Origin of the sequence: Saccharibacillus brassicae, from assembly GCF_006542275.1 — a bacterium.
Taxonomy (GTDB): Bacteria; Bacillota; Bacilli; order Paenibacillales; family Paenibacillaceae; genus Saccharibacillus; species Saccharibacillus brassicae.
The window spans coordinates 3311290-3337285 of the sequence record NZ_CP041217.1; the positions used below are offsets into that span (position 1 = coordinate 3311290).

The following is a 25996-nucleotide window of genomic DNA, read 5'->3' on the forward strand; positions in this document are numbered from 1 at the left end:
AAGACCGGCTCCCGCCGCACAGACGGGATGCCCGGTCTTTTTTTGCCTGCTTTCTATAAATTTGAAAGAGCCTGTCCCGAATTGGGTTACAATAGAGGTAGACAACGAACAAAAAAACGTACGGATCACCACCTTGTCAACTCTTAATTCGAGGTTTACGTTCCTTTCAAGCGCACACGCTTTAGGTGCGTTTGAAGGGGCGTAACCTTACCTTTAGCGTTGACAAGGGATTACACTACTATTCGCTTCGGGGTGACTTAATGAACAAGAAATGGTGGAAAGAAAGCGTCATTTACCAAATTTATCCGATCAGTTTCAAAGACACGACGGGCGACGGCAAAGGCGATCTGCGCGGCATCATCGAAAAGTTGGATTATTTGCAGGAGCTGGGCGTAGACGCGATCTGGATCTGCCCGATCTACACGTCGCCGGATTACGATAACGGGTACGACATCAGCGACTATTACGGCATCGATCCCAAGTACGGCACGATGGACGATTTTGACGAACTGCTTCAGAAAGCGCACGCCCGCAGTATCCGCATCATCATGGACCTCGTGCTTAACCACAGCTCGCATCTGCATGAATGGTTTATCGAAGCGTCGGCTTCCAAAGACAACCCCAAACGCGATTACTACATCTGGCGCGAACCGAAGGAAAACGGCGGTTACCCGAACAACTGGGAATCGTATTTCAGCGGATCGGTCTGGGAATTCGACGAACGCACGCAGGAATATTACATGCACCTGTACGCCAAAGAACAGCCGGACCTGAACTGGGAAAATCCCGAAGTGGTCCGCGAGCTGCACGACATGGTGAAATGGTGGCTGGAAAAAGGCGTGGACGGCTTCCGGTTCGACGCCATCTCGCATATCGTCAAGGCCGAAGGGCTGCCCGACGCGGACAACCCGCAGAACCTTCCGGTCGTGCAGGCGTACCACTTTTTCTCCAACCTCGACAAAGTGCATTATTTCCTGCGCACGCTGAACGAAGACGTCCTCGATTTTTACGACATCATGAACGTGGGCGAAGTGTCCGGTCTCGGTCCCGAGCAGGCGCTCGATTACGTCGGCGAAGGCCGTAACGAGCTGGACATGATCTTCCAGTTCGAGCACATGTTCCTGGATGCCAAGTCCGGCGGAACGGGCAAATGGGACATCAAGCCGTGGACGCTGATCGACCTCAAGAAGATCATGAGCCGCTGGCAGACCGTTCTGCACAAAAGAGGCTGGAACGCCAACTACATGAGCAACCACGACCAGCCGCGCCAGGTGTCGAGATTCGGCAACGACAAAGACTACCGCGTGCGTTCGGCCAAACTGCTGGCGACGTTCCTGCACACGCTGCAAGGGACGCCGTACATCTATCAGGGCGAAGAGATCGGCATGACCAACGTGCAGTTCGATACGATCGAGCAGTATCGCGACGTCGAGACGCTGAACTATTACAAGCAGTGCAAGCAAAAAGGCATGGAAGAACGCGAGATCATGGAGCGCATCTGGAAAAAAAGCCGGGACAACGCCCGCACGCCGATGCAGTGGACTTACGGCGAACATGCCGGCTTCACGGACGGCGAGCCGTGGATGGGCGTCAATCCGAATTACGCCAAGATCAACGTCGAAGCCGCGCGCAAAGACCCGGATTCGATTTTCCACCATTACCGCAAATTGATCGCCCTGCGCAAGAAGCACGAGGTGCTCGTCTACGGCGACTACAAACTGCTGCTGCCGCTGCACGAGGAAATCTACGCTTTCGTGCGCACATGGGAAGACGAGAAGCTGCTCGTCATCTTGAACTTCTTCAGCGGCACGCCTTCGTTCGAATGGCCGGAAGACCTGCGCGCCCTGAAGCCCGAGCTGCTGATCGCCAACTACGAGCCGCTCGAAGACGAAGACGTCTACGACCTGACTCTGCGTCCTTACGAGGGCCGGGTGTATAAGCTCGTGTGAGCGGAGAGTTTGGGTGAGTGGAGCGGATTCGAAAAAAAGCCTTTCCCTTAATAAAGGGAGGGGCTTTTTTGCTTTGGGTTTGGCGTTTTTTTGGCGTTTTCCGTCCGTGGGGACGGGAGTGGATTCTGTTTAGGGAAGAGGGAAGAGGGAAGAGGGAAGAGGGAAGAGGGAAGAGTGGGCAGGTGGAGGGGTGAACGGGTGAATAGACGCTTGAACGAGAAGAGGAACAAGAAGAGGAACAAGAAGAGGAGCGTTTAAGCAAAATAGCTGCGTAGATCCAACTATTTCGCGTGAATTTAGTCTTTTTAGCGTAATAACTGCCCAGATCCATTTAATTGGCCTGTTTCCCGAAAAAAAGGCCACTTATGTGGAAAATAAGTGGCCTGACGCAGTTATTTCGGAGCTGCCCCCGAGAGCATACGGAATAGTTGGATCTAGGCAGTTATTCGAAACGGGATCAATAAAAAGCGGGATAACCGGAGAATACAGTTACTTAAAGCGATGCCGGCAGCTAACGAAATAACCGGCAAGCCCGGTCATTTGGACGTCCGCAGGGAAGTTTGGGAAAATCGCTTGGCCACCGCCCGATCAGCCGGGAATCTCGGCCGATCTCACGCTCAGATAGCGCGTGATCAGGTCGTCGGCGATCTCGCCGGCGGCATTTGCGTTGCCGAGCGCGGCGGATCGTTCGCGGGCGGCGGTCAGCTTCCGCGGATCGCCGAGCAGGTCGGCGATCTGACGGGCCAGCTCGTCGGCGCTGCGGGAGATGAACGCGGCGCCCTGCTCGGCGAGGTACACGGCGTTGCCCCGTTCCTGTCCCGGCACGGGCCGGAACAGGAAGATCGGGAGCCGGCAGGCGAGCGACTCGGCGAGCGTGATGCCGCCGGGCTTGGTGACGATGCCGTCGCTCATGCGCATAAGCGACGCGACGCGGTCGGTAAAGCCAAGCACCTGAATGCGATCGACGTTCGCGTACTGCTGCGCAAGGCCGGCGCGCATCTCTTCGTTGCGTCCGCATACGACGACGACCTGGATGTCGCCCTGCTCCAGCAGCAGGTCGCAGACGCGGCGCAGGCCGAGCATGACGCCATAGGCGCCGGCCATGAGCAGCACGGTCTTGCGCGCCGGATCAAGCCGGACGCCCGGAACCGGCGGCTCGCCGGCCCGCAGCGCACGCGCCGCGGCGTAAGAGAACGGCTTTGCCGCGGCAGCGGCGTCCGGGAGAATCGACCCGGATGCGCGGAGCGAGTCGGCCAGGCCGCTTTCCGCCGGCTGGCTGCCGGGCTCCGCGGCGAATCCGCCGCGCGCCATCGCATCCGCGCCGCTGCGAGCCGGCTCCGCATCCGCTTGGCTTTGCGCTCCATCCTGCGCCTCGCGCTCCACCCAGCCCGCATCCGCCGCCATCCCCACGTCGCTTCCCACTTCCTCCACCGCCCCGAACCCTTCCTTGATCGGAATGCCGCTCACCGTAATGCGGTTCGGGTCGATGCCGATCAGGGCGGCTTCGCGGCGCATCTCTTCGGTGGCGACGTAGAAGCGGTCCACGTCGGGGTGCAGCCAGCGGCCGTGCAGGTCGAAGTCGGTGACGACGTTGACGATCGGAATGTCGAGTCCGATCTTGCGGCGAAGCTTGGGCATGACCATCTGCGGGAACGTATGGATGACGAGGCCGGGGCGTTCTTTTTTCAGATATTCTTCCAGACGCCGGGTGCCGAACGCATGCAGGATATGCGCGAACGGTTTGTCCGACTTCATGTCTTTGGTCATATTGTATACGAGGCCGTACAGGCCGGGAAGGGTACGGTAGCTCTGCATGTAGACGAACCGGGTGAGATCGTTGAGCCTCGGGTGCGCTTCGGCCATCAGATCCAGCATTTTGACTTTGCGAATGCCCCGGTCGTGCAGGCTTTTCTCTAGCGCTTTCGTGGCCTGGTAATGTCCGTCGCCATAGCTGGCGTACAGGATCAGGACGTTGGGTTCCTGCGGTTGCATGGGTTCCTCCCTGGTTTTTGCGTGATAGGCTTATCATACCAAGATTCGGCGCGGGGAGCGAATGAAACGGAAGCTCGGGGCGCGCGGGCGAACCAGCAACTTTTTCGCGTCGATTGCGTCTACACAATAAGGCGGAATACGGGCCGGCCGCGCCTGCCTTTATTTTTTGGGCAGCCGGGCGATTCTTACCCCATTTCGTCGAAAAATGTTATACTTGTAAGTAAGCATCTGCTTACAATCTGTTTATCAGTCTTCGTTTTTCGTTTGGAGGAGAGTCGCATCCGGCCAAAGAGAGAGAAGGAAGGGCAAACCGGAAGTGATTCAGTCGGCATTTCGTCGGGTATGTAACACAACAGGTAGATGTTTTTTTTGAAAGGCGGCGCGCGTTTGTCTTTTTGCAAGACAACGGAGCGCGGCGGACAAGGCGATCACCTCAAGGGGCGTCTGTCGGCAGCAGATTTTTTTGACATTCTCGATAACGAAAAACGTTCCGGGAGGGAATTATGATGGCGACCAAAGGTCATAACGAAGTCAAGGAAAGTCTGCGGGAAATGACTCGTATTTTTCGCCCGAGCGATCCGAAGAAGTTCGTCAAGGAATATGTTCGGAAGTATCACATCATGGGCGGGTACGAGGAAGAATTGACGCTGGTAGTCGAACACGAGATGGGCAAGCTCAACTCGTCCGCTTCCTGAGTAACGTTTTGTGCGGTTTGCGCCGCAGCGGGATTTTCGGGTTGGCTTTGCAGCACGCCGTCCGAAAATCCGCAAGCCGGTAATCCGATCGTATCGGCATTACCGTTCATCGAACATTTCGACCGTCCTTTGCGGCTTCATGCCGGGAGGACGGTTTTTTTGACGAAAAAAAGACTTTGTTCACCCGGGTTTTCTTGACGGGGCGCCCAAATTCGGGTACAGTGTGCTTAACAATATATACAGAAGCACACAGAGACGGAAGTCCGACGCATTACGTGGGCGGATCGTCGACACGGAACGGAGGCACAAAATGGGCGGAACCTGGCGTCAAGTCTGGCTGATTCTCGGCCGGGAATTCAAGATCGACCGGTATTATCTGATCGGATCGCTGCTGTTTATCGTCTACATGGGCTTTTTCGGCGGTTTGATGATAGGAGGGCTGCAGAAACAACCAGGCTTATCCTTTTTGGCGAACATGATGTTTTGGATTATCGCTTCGATGATCGGCTATTATTTTTCCAGACGGATCGCCAAATACATCGCCGAAGATTCGTACACGAATACGCTCGCTTACTACCGGTCGCTGCCGATCGGGATCGAGGCACTGGTGTGGGCCAGAATCGCGCAGCTGCTGCTGGCCACGCTGTTCAACGGTATCGTGCTGTTCGCAATCATGTACCTGTCGGCGGACGGGCTGCGCGAACAGCTCGATCTGGGCGCTTACTTCGTGTTCGCCCTGACCTGGACCGGATTCGGACTGCTGCTTAACAGCCTGTACATCGCGATGGAATTTCTGCTCCGGGGCCGGGCCTACTTCTGGAACAGCCTGATTCTGATGGCCGTGATCATGCTGACGGCGCTGGCGCTGCATTTGTCGGGGGTACACGTCGTGGCATCCAGCATAAGCATGAGCGCGGAGCGGGGCGCCGCTTCGCCGGCGATGTGGGTCCTGCTCGGACTTGGGGCAGCGGGCGTCTGCGCGGCATACGGATTCATTAAGCGAGGGGTACCGCGTCGGGATTTGGCTTAAACGCCCGGCGGGACACAAAGGAGTGAAGTTATGCGGATACCCGTGCAAATTAACGAGAGCAGCGCCGAGCCGCTGTATCACCAGATCGAGACGCAGCTGCGTTCGCTGATCGTCACCGGACAGATTGCGGAGGGCACGCTGCTGCCGTCGATCCGCGAATTTTCGGCCGACCTCAAATGCAGCGTGATCACGATTCGCCGGGTCTATCAGGACCTGGAGAACGAAGGGCTGCTTCGCACCCGGCAGGGCACCGGCACGTTCGTGGCCAAGGTGGACACGGAAGACCGGGAAGCTTATCGCAAACGGATCGTGGTCGAAGCGGTGCGCGAACTGCTCGATACCGCCAAGTCGGTCGGTTACGGGCTGACGGATCTTAGAGATCTTTTGGATGAAACGCTTCGGGAAGAAGAGCGTAAATAGACGGGAGCGCTGTCAAAACCCTCTTTTGCAGGAAAAGAAGAGGAGGGGAAGCGGCAGGTTTCCGGATACAAGGCGGCCGAATCGGCAGCCAACCGGAAAAGGAGTGGGGAACGATGGAGAAGGCGGCGTTGGAATGGAAGCAGGTCGTCAAGAAGCGCGACCGCATGGTGCTCGGGCCGGTCGACCTGAAGCTGTACGACAACTACGTGACTGCGCTGATCGGGCGCAACGGCTCCGGCAAATCGACGCTGATGAAGCTGGCCGCCCAACTGATCATGCCGGACGAAGGCGAAGTGACCTGGTACGGACAGTCTTATCCGCAGGGTCTGCCCACGGACGTGCGCGCGTCGATCGCCTACGTCCCGGAGAACTTCGCGTCCGAAGAAGACAGCCTCAAAATGGACGATGTGGCGGCTTTCCGCGCGGCCTGGTATCCGAAGTGGGATTGGCAGCGGTTCGAAGAACTGCTGAATCGCTTCGACGTGCCCGGCGGCAAGAAAATGAGCAAACTGTCCAAAGGGCAGCGGCGCAAGTTCGAGATCGCGGCGGCGCTGGCCATCCGGCCGAAGCTGCTGCTGCTGGACGAACCTTCGTCGGGACTCGATCCGTTTGCCTGGAAAACGATGATGAACGAAATCCGCCGATGCGTGGACGAAGATGGAGCTTCCGTGCTGCTGTCGACGCATATCGTGGAAGAAGTCCGGCGGATGGCCGATTATCTCGTACTCATCGACAAAGGGCGTTCGCTCGGCCTGCTGGAAAAGGACGCGCTGATGGATCGGGGCCGGGAAATCTGGATCGGACGCGACGACGAGCTGCTGGCGGAGATGCCGGGCGTCGTCGAATCGGCGATCGAGTCGGAAGGGATGGTCCGCTTCGTTACGCTTGATTACGCGGGCTCCTCGGCGCTGCTCGACGAAGCCGGGGTCAAGCCGATCCGGGTGCGGGCGCTGGAACTGGACGAAGTGATGGAACACTGGATGAACGGCGGCCTGTCGAACTGACTCTGTACCCCAACAAGGAAGAGGAGGATGAACATGACGGAACGATTGATTTTGCAAAACGTGGTCAAGCGCTACGGCGACAAGACGGCGGTGAACGGCATTACGCTTAGTGTAAAAGAGGGCGAGATCTACGGCCTGCTCGGCGCGAACGGCGCCGGCAAGACGACGACGATGCGCATGGTGCTCGGTCTGATCTACCCCGACGAAGGCAGCATTACATACGGAGGCCGTCCTTACGGCGGCGACGTGCAGCGCCTGGTCGGCTATCTGCCCGAAGAACGCGGGCTGTACCCCAAAGTCAAAGTCAGCGAGCAGATTGTCTATCTGGCCAAGCTGCGCGGCATGGACGGCTCCGAAGCGGAGAAGAACCTGAAGTATTGGATGAACAAGTTCGATGCCGAGGAATACTACGACAAGCGGATCGAGGAACTGTCCAAAGGCAACCAGCAGAAAATGGGCTTTATCGCGGCGGTCGTGCACCGTCCCCAGATCCTGATCCTGGACGAAGCGTTCAGCGGTCTGGACCCGGTCAACGTAGAGCTGCTGAAGCTTGCGGTCAAGGAACTGCGCGACGAAGGCGCAAGCATCCTGTTCTCCACGCACCGGATGGAACACGTCGAGGAGCTGTGCCGCAGCATCACGATTCTGGATCGGTCGAAGACGGTCATTCAAGGCGATATCCGCGAGATCAAGAACGGGTTCCCGCGCGAGCAGATCCTGCTCAAGACGTCGTCGGCGGTGACGGGGCTGGAATCCATTCCCGGCGTGACCCGGATAGAAGGCGATCCCGAACATTACGTCATTACGATCTCGGACGAAGCGTCGGCCGTTCCGGTGCTGACCGAAGCGATGCGCCAGAGCGAAGTCCGTCATTTCGAAGTGAAGGAACCGACGCTCAACCAAATCTTTATCCGATCGGTGGGTGAACGCCATGAATAGATTGGGAACGGTCATCGGCTTTACGTTCAGGAACAAAGTGCGCACCAAGTCGTTCGTCATCACGACGCTGCTGCTTGCTCTTGTCATGACGATCGGCATCCACGTGCCGTTCTTCATCCAGCTGTTCCAGGGCGGCGATGAGGCCGCAGGGAACAAGATCGGCATCGCGGCGGGCGGCCAGACGGAGATCGCGCAGCAGATCGAGAATTACGTCGCGGAGCTGCCGGACAACGATATGGAATTCGTGCCGCTCGAAGGCGAAGCGGCGGCCGAGCTGAACAAGCAGGCGGCCGAGCAGGACCTCAAAGGGTATCTGAAGATCGCGCCGGGTACGGACGGAGCGTTCCCAGCCGTGCAGTACGTCTCCGAAGGCGGCTCCGTGCCGACCGACGTGCAGGCCGTCCTGCAGCCGGCCCTTGAGAGCGCCAAGACCCGCTTCATTACGGCGGGCGCGCTGAGCGACGAACAGATCGCGCAGCTGACGACGCCGGTCCTGCTGGGCGCGTCGAGCTACGACGAGACGTCCGGCACGGGCGCCGCGGGCGCGGACGAAGACAAGTTCAATCCGATGAACTTCATTACCGTCTACGTCCTCATGACGCTGTTCTTCTTCTCGGCCATGCTGACGGGCAACATGATCGCGTCCGAAGTCACGTCCGAGAAAAGTTCGCGCGTCATGGAAATCCTGATCACGAGCGTCTCTCCGCTGACGCAGATGTTCGGCAAAGTCATCGGCGTCTTCCTCGTCGGACTGCTGCAAATCGCCGTGTTCGGCGTCACGATCGCGGTCAATCTGATGCTGCCGTACAACCGGGACGTCCTGGCCGGCTTCGATCTCGACTTCTCGCAGATGCCGTACGACGTCCTGATCTACGGGCTGATCTTCTACGTGCTGGGCTACTTCCTGTACGCGCTGCTGTATGCGGCCGTCGGATCGATCGTCAGCCGGACGGAAGATCTCGGCCAGGCGGTGACGCCGCTGACGATGCTGTCGCTGGCCGCGTTCTACATCGGGATCTTCAGCTTGAGCAATACCGATTCGCTGCTGATGAAAATCTCGTCGTTCGTGCCGTTCACGTCGCCGACGACGATGATCGCGCGGATCGGCCTCGGCGAGATCGCGTTCTGGGAAATCGCCGTATCGCTCGTGCTGCTGCTGGCGTCGATCTTCTTCTTCGGCTGGTTGTCGGCGAAGATCTACCGCACCGGCGTCCTGATGTACGGCAAGCGCCCTTCGTTCAAAGAACTGCGTAAAGCGATGAAGGCGTACAAGATCTAAGCCGGATTCGGATCCATAGTCCGAAAAAGACGAACCCATCCTTCATTCCAAAGGGGTTCGTCTTTTTGGCGTTGGATGACCAAGCTTCGGCGGCGTAATCCGTAATCCGGATAAAAAAGAATAAAATAATAGTTGACCGATCGTTCTCAAATGAAATATACTACGTATCAGAAAGAGCGTTTAATGTCGTCGGAGAAGCCACCTATTATTTTTTTGATTATTTGAGAACGATCATTCAAGAAAAGAGGTTTTTAAAAATGGAGATTTCCAAACAAGTAGCCATCGTAAGCGGCGCGAATCGGGGATTGGGAAAAGAATTGGCTCTTGAACTTCTGGCAAGAGGAGCCAAGGTGTATGTGGGCGCGAGAAATCCGGAATCGGTCGACCTGCCGGGCGCGATTCCGCTGCAGCTGGACATTACGAATCCGGAATCCGTGGCGGCGGCTGCCGGGATCGCAAGCGATGCGACTCTGTTGATCAATAACGCGGGCTCGTCGACGGGCGCTTCCCTGCTTACGGGCAAGATGGAAGACATTCACTTGGAATTCGATACCCACGTATTCGGCACGCTGTCGATGATTCGTACGTTCGCGCCGGTGATCGAAAGCAACGGCGGAGGTTCGATCCTGAACATCCTGTCCGTGTTGTCGTGGATCAATATCGGATCGGAAGGCGCCTACTCGGCAGCCAAATCCGCTCAATGGGGCATTACGAATTCGCTGCGCCTGCAATTGGCTCCGAAGAAGATCAAGGTAGCCGGCCTGCACGTCGGATTTATGGATACGGACATGACGGCCGGTCTGGAAGCGCCGAAGTCGTCGCCGACAGACATCGCGCGTATCGCGATCGACGGGATCGAAGCCGGTCTTTACGAGATCCTTGCCGACGATGTAAGCCGTCAAGTTCAACAAGGATTTGCCGGAGGCGTGGCTGCTCTGTATCCGGATTTGGCGTAACGAACAGACTCGGCGGACCGGTTCATTCTTCGCTTATCTTTCCCGATATGATACATTGATTTGGGGAGGGGGATATGGATGGCCAGAAGCAAAGAGTTCGAGATTCACGAAGTATTGGATAAAGCCATGATCCTTTTTTGGGAGCAAGGTTACGAGAAGACGTCGATGAGCGATCTCGTCGAACATATGGGCATTCATCGACGAAGTCTGTACGACACGTTCGGCGACAAACATTCGCTGTTTTTGCAAGCGATGGATCGGTATATCGGCAAAGTCGAAACGAGGCTTACCCAGGAAGTCAAACAATCCGAGACGGCGACGGAAGCGATGCGGGCCGTGTTCCGATTTATGATTGCCGAGCAGGATCATTCGCCGTCCGGCTGCATGATCGTCAATTCGATGACGGAATTGGCCGCGCGCGACGCCGAAATCAATATCAAATCTATGCGTTCTTTGGCTTCGACCGAGGAAATGTTCGAACGGATTATCGTTTGGGGACAGCAGACGGGAGAATTTTCTTCCGGGTGCGAGCCTAAGGAAGCGGCCGAATATCTTCAAGCTTTGTCGATCGGGATCCGGGCGATGGGACGAACCACGGTCGATACGGAAAAGCTGGTTCGCATCATGAACATGGCGATCCGGTTTCTGACTCAACCAAGCTGATTTTTTGAGCATACTAGAATTATCGTTCTTGAAAGTGCCGAGAAATCGCCATAGATCAAACCGTACGCATGACGGGCGCTTCTCGCGAATTCGTCTCCTGACGAATCGGTTCGACGCAGCGGCTCGGGAACAGGACGTTCGGTCCGCGAAAGCAAACCGGCTTTTATTAAAAAGGGACGTTTCCGATTTTTTCGGAAGCGTCCCTTTTCGTCGTCGCTGCGCTTAGGCTTCATTCAGCGACCTCGCGTTCAAATCCCCCAGCAGATGTTCCAAATAACGCAGCGTGTCCGCTTTGGAGCAATCGTTGCCGTGCAAAAATCGCCATTCGAGTACCAGAAGAGCCGTGTTGCAATAATGATCGGCAATGATCTCGTGCGGAATCTGATCCCGGTAGCGGCAAATGCTGGGATCGAACATTTCCCGTACCCGGGCGCTTAACTGAACGCGGAAATGGAACAGCAAAAAGCTCTCTTTGGTATTGTGCTTGACGATCCGGTTCAGGGTGCCTTGATGCGCGTCGATAAAATCATAGGCCCGATCGAATAATACGAACAACCGCTGCTCGGGCTCCGATTCTTCGTATTGTTCCAGCCGGATCTGCTGATTCAGGCAATGCCAGATGTAGTGCAGCAGATCGTATTTATCGTCGAAGTAGTTGTAAAAGGTGGCGCGCGGGTAATTGGCGTTCTCGCATAATTCGTTCACGGTAATTTGCTCGAACGATTTTCCGGTGAGCGCGTCCAACATGGCCGCGGTAAAAGCATCCAGCGTCCGCTTCGCGCCGCGGGTCGTTTTTTTCGTCCAATCTCGCTTCACGGGGCATCCTCCTTTTTTTGCATATTTCGCGATCTGTCCAAATCCGGACATTTGCACGGATCTGAATCTTGCCGAAGGTCGGGAGCAAGTTTATCATGAGCATAGGATCTTGACAAGTGTCCAAATGTTTACGTTTGTATAAAAGGAGCAGAGGCCATGAATCCCTTATTAAAAGTTGCGCAGCCGCTAACGTTGCCGAGCGGAGCCGTGATCCGAAACCGGTTTTTGAAATCGGCGATGAGTGAAGCGATGGCGGATCGTTCCAATTCGCCCAACCGCCTGCATGTCGAGCTGTACCGAAAATGGGCTGAAGGCGGAACGGGAATCGTTGTGACGGGCAATGTGATGGTGGATCGCGGCGCGCTCGGAGAGCCGGGGAACGTGGTGGTGGAAGATCGGCGCGATATGGACGGGCTCAAGCGATGGGCGCAGGCGGGAACGCGGGGCGGCGCGCATCTGTGGATGCAGATCAATCACCCGGGCAAGCAGTCGCCGCGAACGATGTCCAAGCAGCCCGTCGCGCCAAGTGCCGTTCCGATAGGAGGCAGCTACGGCCGCGCTTTCAACACTCCGCGAGAACTGACGAACGCGGAGGTAAAAGGCATCGTGAAGCGCTTCGCCGAGACGGCGCGGATCGCCCAAGAAGCCGGATTCACGGGCGTTCAGATCCACGGCGCGCACGGTTATCTGGTCAACCAGTTTTTATCGCCTGCGGATAATCGAAGAAATGACGAATACGGCGGCAGTGCGGAGAACCGGATGCGATTCCTGATCGAGATTTACGACGAAATGCGCCGCGTGTTGGGAGCGGGGTTCCCGATCGGTTTGAAGCTTAACTCTGCGGATTTTAAGGAAGGCGGGTTTACGGAACAAGATTCGGAAGAAGTGGTCAAGGCGATGGCGGAGCGCGGAATCGACCTGATCGAGATTTCCGGCGGCAACTATGAAAATCCGAAAATGTCCGCCGAGGACGACGGCGAAGTGTTTTTCCTGAAGTATGCGGAGCGTATGGCCTCGATCGTCCATGTACCGATCGCGGTGACGGGCGGCTTCCGGTCGAAACTCGGCATGGAGGAAGCGCTGGCGGCGGGGAAGACCTCGATGATCGGCATCGCGCGTCCGCTTGCCTTGATCCCGGATATACCGAATCAAATCATGGAGGGCCGGTACGAGACGGTTACGACGCAGCGCCTGACGACCGGGTTCCCGTCGCTGGACCGACAATTCGGCGCAATGATCGGACTGAGTTATTACGAGCAGCAGATGCGGCGCATCGCGCAGGGCAAAGCCGTGAAGCTGCACCGGAACGCCTGGGACCCGCTGCTGCACATGGTGCGCCGGCAGGGAATCGCGGCTCTCTCGCCGCGTCGTTCGAATTGAGAAGAGCAGACCGAACCATAACATCCGCTTGGGGCTGATCGCGATTTGGTTTAACATAGAGCATAAGAAGGATCGATAGAGATCATTCATTTCGATGGATAGTCTTTTTTGTACGGCAAATCAAATGAACGGTTGAACGAAAAGGAGTGAGCGTGCTGTTCAGTACGCACGATCTTGACGAGGGAGGGGAACGAACGTATGCGTATTCTCATATTAGGTGCAACGGGGCGCGTCGGCAGCTTGATCGTCAATCATGCGTTAAGAGACGGACATGAAGTGACGGTGCTGGTACGCGATCCGGGTAAAGTTCAAGCCTGCGAAGGACTGACGGTCCATGAAGGAAATGCGTGTAACGCCGCGGACGTTCGGCGGGCCGTCGAAGGGCAGGATGCCATAATCAGCGCGCTGAACACGGACAAAACGACGACGCTCAGCGACAGTATGCCGCTCATCATCGAAGCGATGCGAGAATTTGACGTTCGGCGCATCGTGACGGTGGGTACGGCCGGTATCCTGCAAAGCCGCACGGAGCCGGAGCTGCTGCGCTACCAGTCGAACGAATCCAGGCGCCGCCTGACCCGGGCGGCGGAGGAGCATCATCGCGTCTATACGCTGCTGCAAGCGTCGACGCTGGACTGGACGATCGTCTGTCCGACGTATTTGCCGGACGGCGAATACGTCGGCAAATATCGGACGCAGCGCGACTATTTGCCCGAAGGCGGGACCGAAATATCGATCTTCGACACGGCCGAATTCACGTACGGCCAAATCGGCGATCTTCGGCACGTGCAGGCGAGGGTAGGCATCGCTTACTGAAGACCGAAGTCGACAAGGGGCTGTCCCAAGCCGGAATTCCGGCTTTTGGGACAGCCCCTTGCTGCGAATCTTATTCGTTCCGGCATGCGGGCAGCGTGACGACAATCGTCGAGCCCGCTTCGGCCGCGCCGCCCAGCTCGATGCGGCCTTGATGCAGCGAGACGATTTTTTGCACGATGGCCAGTCCGAGACCGTTTCCCTTGGGGCTTCCGTGCTGCGGCTTGTCCAGCGTATAGAAGCGTCGGAAGACGGCGTCAAACTCTTCCGGAGCGATCCCTATGCCGGTATCGCGGACGGTGACGACGATCTCGGCCGCGCGTCGGTCGATACGGACCGCGATGCGTCCGCCTTCGGGCGTGAACTTGATGCTGTTGCCGATCAGGTTCATCCAGACCTGCTGCAGCTGGTCTTCGTCCCCGACGATAAGGACCGCTTCGGGCAGTTCCAGCTCGATCTCAAGGCTGCGGGCGGACCACTGCGGTTCGCAGGTCACGGCGATCATGCGGATCTGCTCGTCGAGCCGGAATTCGACCGCGGCAAAAGGGTGCTGCTCGGAATCGAGCGAAGCCAGCTTCAGCAAATTGTCGCTCAGCCGCGACAGGCGCTCGCTCTCCGCGATAATAATCTCCACATAATCGCGGCGTTCTTCTTCGGCCATCCAATCGGGGCTGCGCAGCGCTTTGGCAAAGCCGGAAATGGAAGTCAGCGGCGTCTGGATCTCGTGCGACACATCGGAGACGAAGTCCTGCCGCATCTGCTCAAGACGCTTGAGTCCCCGCGCCATCTCCGTATAGCTCTGCGTCAGCTCCCCGAGCTCGTCGGTGCGGTTCACGGCCAGCTCCACGTCAAAATCGCCGCGGGTCATTTTTCGGGTAGCGCTCGTCAACGCCTTGATCGGCTCCACCACATACCGGGCGGCCGCAACGATGCAGGCGCTGCCCAGCACGAGCACGAGCAGCAGCACGAACAGCATCATCCGGTTGACGATCTGTTCGTTTTCGGCCGAATACTGCAGGAACATCGCCCGCGCTTCTCCGTTGAGCGTAACCGGCATGCCGACGAACGTATCCGCGTCTGCCGCGCCGGAACGATAGGTCTGCCCCAGCAGCACCTGCCGGACCGCTTCGGAAGGGATCGTAGCGGCCGGTTGATCCGGCAGACCGTAAAACGCCCGTTCGCCGGACGGACCGTACAGCTGGATCGGATGCGCCGAGACGATCACCATCCCGCTCAGGAATTCGTCCGGATCGGCAGGCGCGGCTTCTTCATACCGGTGCATGATCTCCCGGCCGACCGCGATCATGTCGCGTTGTCCTTCCTGCCGGAACCCGCTCTGGAACACATGCAGGCCGATAACAAAAGAACAGGTCAGACTGAACAGGATAATGCCGAGAAACGTGAGAATCACGCGAACATACAACGTCTTGATCATGGTTCGGGGATCAGCCGGTAGCCGAGGCCGCGGGCGGTCTCGATCCGAAAAGGCTCGTCGCGGCCGCCGAACTTCTCTCTCAGCCGGCTGATATGCACGTCCACCGTCCGGCCGTCTCCCGCGTAATCCAGACCCCAGATTTGCCGGATCAGCTGCTCCCGGGTGAAGATCTGCCTCGGATGGCTGGCCAGCAGAAACAGGAGATCGAATTCTTTTAACGGCAGCGTGACCGCCGCTCCGCCGCGCGTCGCCTGAAAAGTCCGGCGGTTCAGCGTCACGCTGCCGATCTCCACGGATTGGGACGTGACGACCAGCGAACGCTTGAGCAGCGCTTTGACCCGCAGGACCAGTTCCGCCGGATCGAACGGCTTGGTCAGGTAATCGTCGGTGCCGAGCTGAAACCCTTTGATTTTATGGGCGGATTCCGCTTTGGCCGTCACCATGAGGAGCGGCAGATTGGCATCGGACCGCCGGATGGCCCGGCACAGCTCCCAGCCGTCCAACCCCGGCATTCGAATATCGAGAATGACCAGATCGATCCGGCCGTTCTCCACGATGGACAAAGCCTGCGTGCCGTCTCCGGCTTGTTCGAGGCCATACCCGGCCTGGCGCAGGTATAGCGACATCAGCTTCCGAATATTGTCGTCGTCATCCGCGATCAGTATAGTCGCCACGTTCAACCTTCTCTCCGCGACGTCATCCGAACTGCCAGCCGAGCAGATTCCAATAATGGAAGAAGCACACGACCCCGACAGCCGAAAGCGTCACTAACGTGTAATGCACCCGTTTCCACACCTTCCAATCTTTGCTGCGCCATACCCGGATCGTCGCTACCGACAGCGCCGCGGTCAAGCCCGCCGTAACAAGCGGCATCGCCAGACCGAGAACGAGCAGGGGACTGATCCCGCCGAGCTTTTGCATGACGTCCATGGACATCACGATCGCGAACATGGCGAAGACCGACAAGAGCGCCCAAGCCGAAGTGCCCGCCGATAAGCGAATATTTCGTTTTTGCGCCGGCGTCATCGCTTTGAATTTTTTTCGAAACAGAAGAGGACCCGGCAGTGCCGTCAGGAAGATCAGGGCCGACGCTCCGACGACGATCAGCCAAAATCCGCTCCGATCGAGCAGCGGCGTACGCTCCAGCGGCATGTCCGGGGCGATGTCCAGCATCATATGCGTGACCTGGCCGGACGGATTCGTGCGGAAGCCGATCAGGTTCGACCCGCCTTCAAGCCGGAACAGGTTCGGACCGACCTCCCGGTACGACTGCCGCTCGCTGCCGCTCCCCAAGGATAACGTATTGCCTGCCGCGGCGATATTCAACTGGGCAAAAAAGTTAAAAAACTTGTCGATGTCGCTCGCGTTGCGGCGCGTAAAGCGGTAGGCACCGGCATATTTGCGCACGGACTCCGCGGATGCGTACACTTCGGCCGGGGCAGCTTCCGAGGCGGGATGATACCGGTCGAACAAGTCCTGCACCAGCTCGGCCGCGGCTTCGCTGCCCGGACCGCCGTTATAGGACAAGAAAATGCCCAGCCGTTCGGCCGGCGCGAGATACAATTCCGTATTGAACAGCGGATCGGAGCCGCCGTGCGCAATCAAAGAGACGCCGTTGATCATTTTCTCCGAGAATCCGAGGGTAACGCCCGGCAGGCGCTTGTCGAATTGAAAAGCCGTGGCGTGCATCAAGGCTGCCGTCTCCGGCTTCAGGATCTGGCGGTCGCCGTATTTTCCGTTCTCCAGATGCGCAAGCATGAAATGCGCCATGTCGACCGCGGACACGGTGCCCGAGCCGGCAGGCCGAAAGCCGCCTTCGAAGGTAGGGACGCCGCGCGTGAAGCGGCCGTTCCCGGCTGCGTACCCGACGACCCCGTAAGGGAGAAAAGCAGCCGGCAGCGGTTCCGCGACCGTCGAATGATCCATGTCCAGCGGTTCGAACAGATGCTTGCGAATATAATCGTCGTAAGGCATCCCGCTGACTTCTTCCACGATCAGCCCCGCAAGCGCGGCTCCGTAATTCGAGTAGGCACTCATCTCGCCGGGCGGCCGAATTCGCGCGAGCTTGTGCCGGTTCAGCGTCTCCGCGATGGAACCGGGCAGCGCCGCCGGGTCCGTCGTGATCTGGTAGCCGACGCCGCCTTCTTCGAATCCCGCGGTATGCGTCATCAAATGGCGCATGGTGACCGGTTCGGGATACGTGGCGGGAATCGTCACGGAACGAAGGTACGTGTTGACGTCCGCGTCGAGATCGATCTTCCCTTGTTCGACGAGCTGCATCACCGCGGTCCAGGTGAACAGCTTGGTCGTCGAAGCGATTCGGAACATGCTCGTCGCCGCGTCGACCGGAAGATCTTGTTCCAGATCCGCCTGTCCATACCCTTGGCTCAGAAGAATCCTGCCGTCCTTGACGATGGCGATCACCGCTCCCGGAATGCGCAGGCGCTTCATCTGCTCGTCCATCCTCTCCTGCACAAACTCCGCCAGACCTGCCGTATCCTCAAGCATGGCCGGGATTTCGACCCTGGCTTTCGGCGGCTCGGCCTGCTTACTCCCGGTCTGCGCCTGCGCCGGTCTCCCATGCAGCATCAGCCCCGCTCCGGCCCCGAGTCCCAGCACCGCCACCAGCGCCAACCCGACGACCCGCTTTTTTTTCGAAAATAAGACCATGATTCCTTCCGCCTCCTCTTGATCGTTCAGATGGGATCGCACCCGCCTAACAGGTCTAGAGCGTAGCAGGGGAATGTGAATAGGAGGTTAACAAAACGGAATTTTTGGGATTGGGTCAGGAGTGGAGGTCTTAGCATGGATATTAATTAAATGTTTAAAATTGAAAATAATTTTATATATATTCGTTGCTAGCTATGTTATAATTCAAAATGAAAATGTCCTATATTATAGAAATAGAGGAGGTTAAAGGTCTTGAGAGTGTCTAAAAGAAATATTTTTCTGTTAAGTACAACAATATTGGTCGGCAGCTTCGGAGCAACTACTACGGCAGCGAGCAGTGTACACCCGGAAACCGTACAGGAGGCATCGGAAGACAGTCCTTTTACCGAAGTTCAGACTTATGGAGAATTATTGAAAAACGGAGATTTCTCCATTTTTACGTCGGGCAGCGATATGGCGGAGAACTGGATACTGGAACAGGATACGCCAGGCTCTGCACTTGCCGTTGCGAATGATAAATTGAAAATGGGCAGACAACAATTGATTACGCTTGGACTAAAAGAAGCTGAACAAGTACGTCTGATACAGGAAGCAAAAGTAATGGGCAATCAACTGTACAGTTGGAAGGCTTGGCATACTTCGCTCGGCAGTAAGGCCGACCTTTATTGGGAAGCACTATTTCTGGATGCCGACAAGAAAATCATTGATCGCGTTAAACTTCAAGATGCCACAATGAACGCGCAGCCCCAAACGGGAAAAACGCCTGCTAATACGTCGACCGTAAGAGTTCAACTGATTGTGGCGGGAGCTCGCAGTTCTAACAATGTCTTGGAAGTCAAAAAAGCCAGTTTCGTCGTCTTTAAAAAGGGTACCCCTGATCCCAATATTCCGAGTAAATACAAATATACTTACGATGCGAATGGACGCCTAACCCTTGTGACTACAGGAAAAGCAAAAATACGTTACACCTATGATTCTAACGGGAATGTGCTCCATAAGACGGTTGAAGAATTAGTTGAGGCGCCGATTCCAGAGCCGGACAAACCAGCCGTACTGCCCAACATAGGTGGGATCACGAGTACAAACACTTATAGCTTCTACAGCGACAACGGTTATTCGATGCCTATGAAAGGAATTAAATTGGTCTTTAAAGGTTGGTACCTGAGCCAAAAAGAAGTTAGCAGAGTTGATTATGTCGCGGACAATGCTCTATTCCTAGGTCAATCTGCATATGGATTGAACGACGAAATCACTTACTTTAATCATCCGGAGTACGGTAATCATAATGCAGGGTTTAAATTGACGGTCGATATGGGAAGTAAGATTGATAGTTTGAACCCTGGACTGCACAAGCTCAGCGTATATATTCATCACAAGGACGGTAGTGTCCATAAGCTAGAACAAAAAGTGAAGGTCGAAATCGCAAAATAAAGCAAGGAATCATATGAATAATAAATTTCCTGAAAATTTTAATTAACAGAAATTCATTATACTTTTGAAATGGAGAGCCCCCTTTTGAAATCAAAAATTAAGAAAAGCCTATCCCTCATAATGATCGTAGCTCTGCTCGCAGGAATGTTAGGGAATACAGCGCCTTCGACTGCATACGCCGAAGGAACGGAACAGAGCGCCTCGCCTGAGACCCTTCAAATTCTCATTGATTACTTCGGCACTACGGAGACGTTTATTCAAGGTTACCTGGATCAAGGATATAATCTTAACGAGTTATCAGCGGCCTTTTATAAAGTAAAAGAAAGCGCCGTATCGTTCGATGAAGCTTTGCTTGCCATTCGTCCCAAAGAAGTCAATGAATCCGCGAGCGTAACGAGCGAAGTGTATAAAGATCCGATTATTGAGCTTAAAGCGCCCATGACCAGTACCGAAGCAGACCAATCGGGAATCATGCAGCGCCATGAGACCTTTACCGTAACGGAAGAGGTTTATTCGGAAGTCGGCAAAAAGCCGGGTGAGGTTGAACCTGATGCCGAAGAGAAACCCGGGCCTGCCCCGGAAAATCAGCATGAAGAAACACCTGCTAAAACTGACAAGGATGACCCGGAAGAGAGTGCAGGAAATCCGCAATCGACGGATAAATCCGAAGACCCTAAAAAGACAGATGAAGAGCAGGTCGAAGCAAGCGAAGATCCAGAGACGACGGCTGTTCGTTCTTTTTCCACGTTTGCGAGTGTATCGGATCCCGGTAAACATATCTCCGAAAAAGCGCCTGTCTTTAGCCGGAAATCTTTTAATGAAGCTCCCTATAAGGTAGGCGAAAACGGGGAAACGATATCGACCCTTAGCGGGGGTCTTATTCTGGAGCATGCCGATGCTGCCCTGCCTGGACGAGGAGGAATGGCGTTCTCGCTGGAGCGGCAATATAATTCCAGCTCTTCTCAGTTTTACGATATGGACGTAGGTTATAACACTTACGAGTATCCGATTTATCAATATTTCGTTACTTACAATGCCGTCAAAAGAAAGCAAATCCCCGTGTACCACGTTAAATATACGGAAAATGAGTGGATGGAGTGGGATCGGAACGGGGATGGTATATCGGATGACCAAACCGCGATCGTAGAGCAAAAGACGATCCATAAAGGTACGTATAAAACGGAAGCTGAAGCTAAGCAAGTAGCCGATCAACGGATTGTATATTACACTAGTCCGCAATCGGTTTTGGTTCAAAAAATGCAATATAATAATCAAAACAATTTTTCTTCAAGCCTGTTCTACAATGCAAACGAGTTTAGCGGTACATTGACCAGATCAGGAAATGCTCAAGTGGTATCCGGTGAATATAGACCTGCACAAACGATTGCGGCTTCACAACAAACGTGTACCAACAGTATTGAGGGCAAATACGACGCTAGAGGAAATTGGGTGCAAACCGGGTCGGACAGCCCTTGTTCGCAAACGAAAACAACGATGATACAGGGACACACCGTTACATTGAATCGTTCTTCGGTCATCAATACGAAGTCTTGTCCTTCACCGAATCGGGCAAGCAAAAACTATCAATGTACCAAGAAATGGGTCGCCACTTATGACGGTTCCGTGCACATTCCGGCGTCGGATACGCGCAGCTATTCCCAGTTGTATACAGGAACAGTAACCAAACCGGGAGCTTACTCATCGCGAAGATTTGGTGACTGGGTAGATATGGGCAAAGGGTACAGGGAGCGTAAAGCATACAACGTAAATGAATTGCCTTGGGTAGAGATCCAGATTACGGAAGGCAGTCCGGAAGCGGCAACATTGGCTACCGATGGCGGAGAATGGTCAGCGGCCAATGAGATGAGAACATTTGTTAACTCCAATTCCGGCCGATTTTTTAGAGCCGACAATGGGTATAAATATTACTTTGCCAACAAACCCGTTGCAGAAATAAAAGCGTATCAAGCAGGCAGCGCTAAGGACATTACCTATTACAATAGAACCCTGCCTACGGCGAGCGAGAAACGCGCACCTCTCGGAAAAGGGTGGTCTTGGAAGCTTCCCTACATCGAAAAAGAGAACGGGAAATCATTCGCCGTCGTTGCGGATGGAAGTCGATATGAAATTGTAGGCACTACGCTCAAGGGCACCGACTGGGAAGGAACTACCGTAACTCCGGATACGTCGGTAACGGTCAACGAAGAGACTTCCCAGCAAGTGATAACCTCAGCAGACGGTCTGTCGAAGCAATACTATACGGCAGACGGGCGATTGCTGCTTCTGTCGGATTCCCGCCAAAACGATATTCAATTCTATTATGAGCAAAATGCGGCATACCAGAGCAAACTTCTTACCCAGGTGAAAGATGCGGTCGGTAACACGATTCAGATCGAGTATACGCCTTCGGCGGTAACGATCAAGCAGAACGATCGGACGGTCACGTATCAAAAGAAAACCCAAAACGGAGTCGAACTTCTCGATTCGGTCATTGATCCTCTGGGACGCAAGACTACTTATTCTTATAAGCTTGCAGATGCCAAATTTAACTTGCTGGGCTTTAGCCCCGAACGTGCGGTTGGCAACCCGTATGCGTTGTTGACGTCTGTTCAGCACCAAACGGGAGCCAAAACCTTTTACGAATATGAAAACGTTCCGGTAAAGCGCTATATTGGAGCCGACTCGTCGAACGAAGCTTATCGCGTATGGGCTCGTAAAGATCAGTTAACGTACGAGAACGGAACGACCGAAGACTATAATCGGCAGACGGTAAGTTATACGTCGGACCTGGGTGTGAGCTTCGGACAGAAGATGACTTTGGGATCGACCCTTCGCAACGGACTGACGGAGACGCAGTATACGTACCGCAAAGAAGTCCTTAATGCAGACACGCCGGCAGCTTATTATCTGGATCGCACGACCGTAAGCGCCGAAGGCAAGACGCAAACGACAAGCTACACGTATGGGAAGACAGTCAACGGTCGGAATTACGCTGCAGCCACGCCAACTACGGTGACCATGACGGACAACCAGACCAATGATACTTTTACTACAACTAGCCAGTACGACGATTACGGCAATGTCACGTCCCGGACCGAGCCGAACGGGAAGACGATGGCAGCTACCTATGATGCTACCAAGCATTGGTTGACGAGTTCGACAGAAACCGTAGATCAGAACAACAAACAAGTGAGCAGCCTAACTTATAATGCGCAAGGTGACGTCACGCAAATCGTAAGCCGCCAAAATAGCAGCAGCGGCGAAATGGTGAATCAAGCGGACTATACCTACGATGCATTCGGTAATTTACTCACGCAGCGTCTGAAGAACGGAACTCAAGATCGTACCACAACCGTTCAATACGATCCTATGTATCAGCAGGCCTTTCCAACTCAGGTAAGTACCGCAGTAACTGACGCGGATGGGAATAAGAGCACGATTACAACGTCGTCAGCTTACCAGCTTGCAACCGGGGATTTGAGCAGTTCCGTTGATGCATCCGGACGGTCTACCCTTTACGGATATGATCTTCTTGGCCGAACCATTCAAGTGACACAGCCGGATAACAGCATTTTGCTCGCGTCCTATGATGATATCGGCAATCGGATTACGGTCACGGATGAGAACGGGCAGAAGCGAGTTATGAAATGGAACGCGCTTGGCCAGCAAATTGAGACCGGTTATTACCAAGGGGATCAATATGTAGTAGTCTTACGTGTCGGGTATGACCCGTATGGCCGCCCGATTTGGAACGAAGATGCGCTGGGGAACCGAACACGATTGGACTACGATGCATGGAGCCGCGTTGTCTCGACGACCGGAGCGGATAGTTCGGCAACAACGGTCAAATACAATGATGCAGCCCGCACCGTAACCACAACAGATCCGGAAGGTTATGCCAAAGTTCAAACGGCGAACCGTTGGGGCCAGATCGTTCAGGTTCAGGAAAGAGCGTCACAGGAAAGCCAACTGAATGTCCTGCAAAAAAAGACGTATGATTCGATTGGCGGAAACGTACTGACAGAGACGGACGGTAAGGGACAGACCACGTCGTTCCTTTATGACAGTCAAGGACAGCTGACCCTAGTGAGCGAAGCAAATGGCGAGCAGACTCGTCATCACTACGACATGTTGGGCAATCTTGTTCAGACGACGGACGCAGCCGGGAATGTCAAACGAAATCGCTTCGATGAGATCGGACGTCGTATTCAGACCACGGATAAATCGGGGAATGCGACAAAAAGTTATTACAACCCGGATGGTACGCCGGATCGTTTTGTCGATCGGAACGGCAATACGTTCACGTATAAATACGATGCGCGCGGAAGCTTGATCGCCCAGGTGAGCCCGGACGAAACCGTTCGCTTCACAGTAGACCGGATCGGCAAGCGGACAAGCATGATCGATCAGAACGGTACGACGACTTATGCGTATAACGAAGCTACCGAACAATTAAAGAAAATCGTCTATCCGGATGGCTTGCAGACGAGCTTCGAATACGACGTCAGTGGCAGACGTACTTCAATGACGGGACCTTTCGGGACAAAGGTATATTATGGACATGATAAGATGAACCGCTTGACCTCTGTAGGGACATCGCCAAATGTTCCGGATACCCAGTACAGCTACAAACGCAACGGGTTGACACACGAAGTCAATTCCCAAAACGGAGTTCAGACGCTGCCGACGTATCGAGGCCTGGACCTGGTTGGCCTGAATCAGGTTAGAAATCAGGAGAAGTTAACTAATTATACGTATGGCTATGACGAGAACAAGAATATTGTAGATCGCGTACAGGGAGATGCGACCGATAAGTTCTCTTACGATCAACTGGATCGGGTTCTTACTTCCACAGTTAGCCAAGAAGAATATACGTATGACCGGCAGGGGAATCGGTTGACTCTGTCCAGCAAGGCCGACTTGGACGTATCCGCCAGCGATTACGCCTACGATGCGAAGAATCGCTTGGCTACTGTCTCGAAAAACGGCATTCAAGTGAGCTACAAATACAATGGCGACAATCTGCTCGTCGAGCGGGCAGAGAATGGCAAGACAACACGTTATTATTATGACGATGGTGCGCAAATCATTGCTGAAGCCGACGTCTATAACGGAACTCCAACATTAAAAGCGAACTACATCCGCGGGGCTCAACTTGAAGCTATTCAATATGCAGATGGTAGCAAAGCTTATGTGGAAACTAACGGCCATGGGGATATTACCGAGCTGCGTAATGAGCAGGGAGTGCTGCTCAATCAGTACAAATACGATATTTGGGGCAATATTTTATCCAAAGAAGAAAAAGTACACAATCCTTTCCGTTATTCAGGCGAACTATGGGACGATACTACGGGTCTGCAATATTTGAGAGCCCGTTGGTACGATCCGTCTACGGGCCGATTTATTAATGAGGATACGTTTGAAGGAGAACTGACAAATCCTCTGAGTCTAAATTTGTATGCCTACGTTGTGAACAACCCCTTAAAATATACCGATCCCACAGGGCATAGGCACGAAGAAGGATCGGGTTGGGTCGGGTTTCCCGGTAACAAATATTCTGCAAGCGATCCATGGAAAGGATGGAGCGGACCTGTAGGCAGCGTCATTAATTTTTTGATCTTGGATAATGTAAATACGCTTCGAGACAAAAATTCTTCTGCATTGGCCCAAGCTCTGGCTATAGCAGGACTGCTTCCTGTGGGAAAAGTCATTCAAGAAGGAAAGTTGATTTTAACTTTAAGCACGAAGCAAGGAGCCATAGTAAGTAAAGAGTTTAAATTGACCGGGGATGCTTTGAAAGCTTCAAAAGCAGCTTGCAATTGTTTTACTGCTGGAACCAAAGTTCAAACAGACGAAGAGGAGAAGAATATCGAAGACATTGAAGTCGGAGATAAGGTTCTCTCGAAGGATGAAAATAATCCGGATGGAGAATTAGCTTACAAGGAAGTTACTGCTTTATACCGCAACCAACGTGATGATATTATTAAGTTACATGTTGGGGAGCAGGTCATCGAGACGACTGATAATCATCCGTTTTGGGTCGAAGGCAAAGGATGGGTCTTCGCAGATGAGCTTCAAATGGGCGACAAACTCCAAAAAGCTGACGGAAGCAACCTGACGATTGATAAGGTTGAATTTATTAAACTGGATAAACCAGTTACAGTTTATAACTTTACGGTGGCTGAATATCATACGTATTATGTGACAAATTTGGATTTTTGGGTTCATAATACAAATTGCTCTTGGAAATCAGTTGTCGAGTCAAAGAATGCGACACGAAAAATTGACGGTTTGCCGAAAGAGCAGAAGGAAGCATTTGATAAGGCAGTACAAGGTTTAGCATCGGGTAATACAAGTGGACTCAAGGTTCACAGGTTACTTGATGGAACATGGGCAGCTGATATCAAAGGTATAGGTAAAGGTCGTGGACAGGGCAGAATTATCTACACTGAAAAAGATGGAGTCATCACTATAGTCGAGGTCACTATCAAACATTATAGGAAGTGATGGAAATTCAGGAGGTG

At 54.3% G+C, this 25996-nt stretch carries 18 protein-coding genes; 13 read left to right on the forward strand and 5 right to left on the reverse strand.

Annotated features, from left to right (window positions below; genetic code table 11):
* Positions 1-260 precede the first annotated feature (260 nt).
* Positions 261-1949, forward strand: coding sequence for a glycoside hydrolase family 13 protein (locus tag FFV09_RS13735; protein ID WP_141448358.1), 1689 nt, complete (start codon positions 261-263; stop codon positions 1947-1949).
* Positions 1950-2537: 588 nt separating this feature from the next.
* Here the strand turns inward: FFV09_RS13735 and FFV09_RS24190 are convergent.
* Positions 2538-3941, reverse strand: coding sequence for an MGDG synthase family glycosyltransferase (locus FFV09_RS24190; RefSeq protein WP_246098339.1), 1404 nt, complete (start codon positions 3939-3941; stop codon positions 2538-2540).
* A gap of 506 nt (positions 3942-4447) precedes the next feature.
* On the opposite strand from FFV09_RS24190, the gene FFV09_RS13750 reads away from it, so the two are divergent.
* From FFV09_RS13750 to FFV09_RS13785, 8 genes are all read left to right on the forward strand, one after another.
* Positions 4448-4636: a hypothetical protein gene (locus FFV09_RS13750; protein ID WP_087798774.1), complete on the forward strand. Its 189-nt coding sequence runs from the start codon at positions 4448-4450 to the stop codon at positions 4634-4636.
* A gap of 310 nt (positions 4637-4946) precedes the next feature.
* The gene (locus FFV09_RS13755) at positions 4947-5666 is read left to right on the forward strand and encodes a hypothetical protein (protein WP_141448359.1); all 720 of its coding nucleotides are present in this window, start codon (positions 4947-4949) and stop codon (positions 5664-5666) included.
* Between the two features lie 30 nt (positions 5667-5696).
* Complete coding sequence (locus FFV09_RS13760) at positions 5697-6086, forward strand: GntR family transcriptional regulator (RefSeq protein ID WP_141448360.1); 390 nt, start codon at positions 5697-5699, stop codon at positions 6084-6086.
* Between the two features lie 113 nt (positions 6087-6199).
* Entirely contained in the window at positions 6200-7090 is an 891-nt protein-coding gene (locus FFV09_RS13765) for an ABC transporter ATP-binding protein (RefSeq protein WP_141448361.1), read from the forward strand.
* 33 nt (positions 7091-7123) lie between these two features.
* Complete coding sequence (locus tag FFV09_RS13770) at positions 7124-8029, forward strand: ABC transporter ATP-binding protein (protein ID WP_141448362.1); 906 nt, start codon at positions 7124-7126, stop codon at positions 8027-8029.
* On the forward strand, positions 8022-9308 hold the full coding sequence (locus FFV09_RS13775; protein ID WP_141448363.1) for an ABC transporter permease: 1287 nt from the start codon (positions 8022-8024) through the stop codon (positions 9306-9308). Before FFV09_RS13770 ends, FFV09_RS13775 begins: the two co-directional genes overlap by 8 nt.
* 257 nt (positions 9309-9565) lie before the next feature.
* Positions 9566-10264 carry an SDR family oxidoreductase gene (locus FFV09_RS13780; RefSeq protein WP_141448364.1) on the forward strand — a complete coding sequence of 233 codons (699 nt, stop codon included), beginning with the start codon at positions 9566-9568 and terminating at the stop codon, positions 10262-10264.
* A 78-nt stretch (positions 10265-10342) separates the two neighbouring features.
* Positions 10343-10927 (forward strand): TetR/AcrR family transcriptional regulator, encoded by a 585-nt coding sequence (locus FFV09_RS13785; protein ID WP_141448365.1) that lies wholly within the window; start codon positions 10343-10345, stop codon positions 10925-10927.
* 222 nt (positions 10928-11149) lie between these two features.
* On the opposite strand, the gene FFV09_RS13790 is transcribed toward FFV09_RS13785, so the two are convergent.
* Positions 11150-11743, reverse strand: coding sequence for a TetR/AcrR family transcriptional regulator (locus FFV09_RS13790; protein WP_141448366.1), 594 nt, complete (start codon positions 11741-11743; stop codon positions 11150-11152).
* A gap of 156 nt (positions 11744-11899) precedes the next feature.
* Between FFV09_RS13790 and FFV09_RS13795 the strand changes: the two genes are divergently transcribed.
* Together FFV09_RS13795 and FFV09_RS13800 are read left to right on the forward strand one after the other, a co-directional pair.
* A complete protein-coding gene (locus FFV09_RS13795) occupies positions 11900-13123 on the forward strand; it encodes an NADH:flavin oxidoreductase/NADH oxidase family protein (protein WP_141448367.1) in 1224 nt (407 codons plus the stop codon).
* 198 nt (positions 13124-13321) lie between these two features.
* Positions 13322-13939, forward strand: coding sequence for an NAD(P)-dependent oxidoreductase (locus tag FFV09_RS13800; RefSeq protein WP_141448368.1), 618 nt, complete (start codon positions 13322-13324; stop codon positions 13937-13939).
* Between the two features lie 70 nt (positions 13940-14009).
* On the opposite strand, the gene FFV09_RS13805 is transcribed toward FFV09_RS13800, so the two are convergent.
* Genes FFV09_RS13805 through FFV09_RS13815 form a run of 3 tightly spaced genes read right to left on the reverse strand, consistent with a single transcriptional unit; the run spans position 14010 to position 18041 of the window.
* Positions 14010-15371: a HAMP domain-containing sensor histidine kinase gene (locus FFV09_RS13805; protein WP_141448369.1), complete on the reverse strand. Its 1362-nt coding sequence runs from the start codon at positions 15369-15371 to the stop codon at positions 14010-14012.
* Positions 15368-16045: a response regulator transcription factor gene (locus FFV09_RS13810; RefSeq protein ID WP_141448370.1), complete on the reverse strand. Its 678-nt coding sequence runs from the start codon at positions 16043-16045 to the stop codon at positions 15368-15370. The genes FFV09_RS13805 and FFV09_RS13810 overlap by 4 nt, the downstream gene beginning before the upstream one ends.
* A 22-nt stretch (positions 16046-16067) precedes the next feature.
* Positions 16068-18041, reverse strand: coding sequence for a serine hydrolase domain-containing protein (locus FFV09_RS13815; RefSeq protein WP_170315029.1), 1974 nt, complete (start codon positions 18039-18041; stop codon positions 16068-16070).
* Positions 18042-18299: 258 nt separating this feature from the next.
* On the opposite strand from FFV09_RS13815, the gene FFV09_RS13820 reads away from it, so the two are divergent.
* Positions 18300-19472 (forward strand): RHS repeat domain-containing protein, encoded by a 1173-nt coding sequence (locus tag FFV09_RS13820; protein WP_246098567.1) that lies wholly within the window; start codon positions 18300-18302, stop codon positions 19470-19472.
* A gap of 84 nt (positions 19473-19556) precedes the next feature.
* The gene (locus FFV09_RS13825; RefSeq protein WP_170315030.1) at positions 19557-25979 is read left to right on the forward strand and encodes a polymorphic toxin-type HINT domain-containing protein; all 6423 of its coding nucleotides are present in this window, start codon (positions 19557-19559) and stop codon (positions 25977-25979) included.
* Positions 25980-25996: the final 17 nt, after the last annotated feature.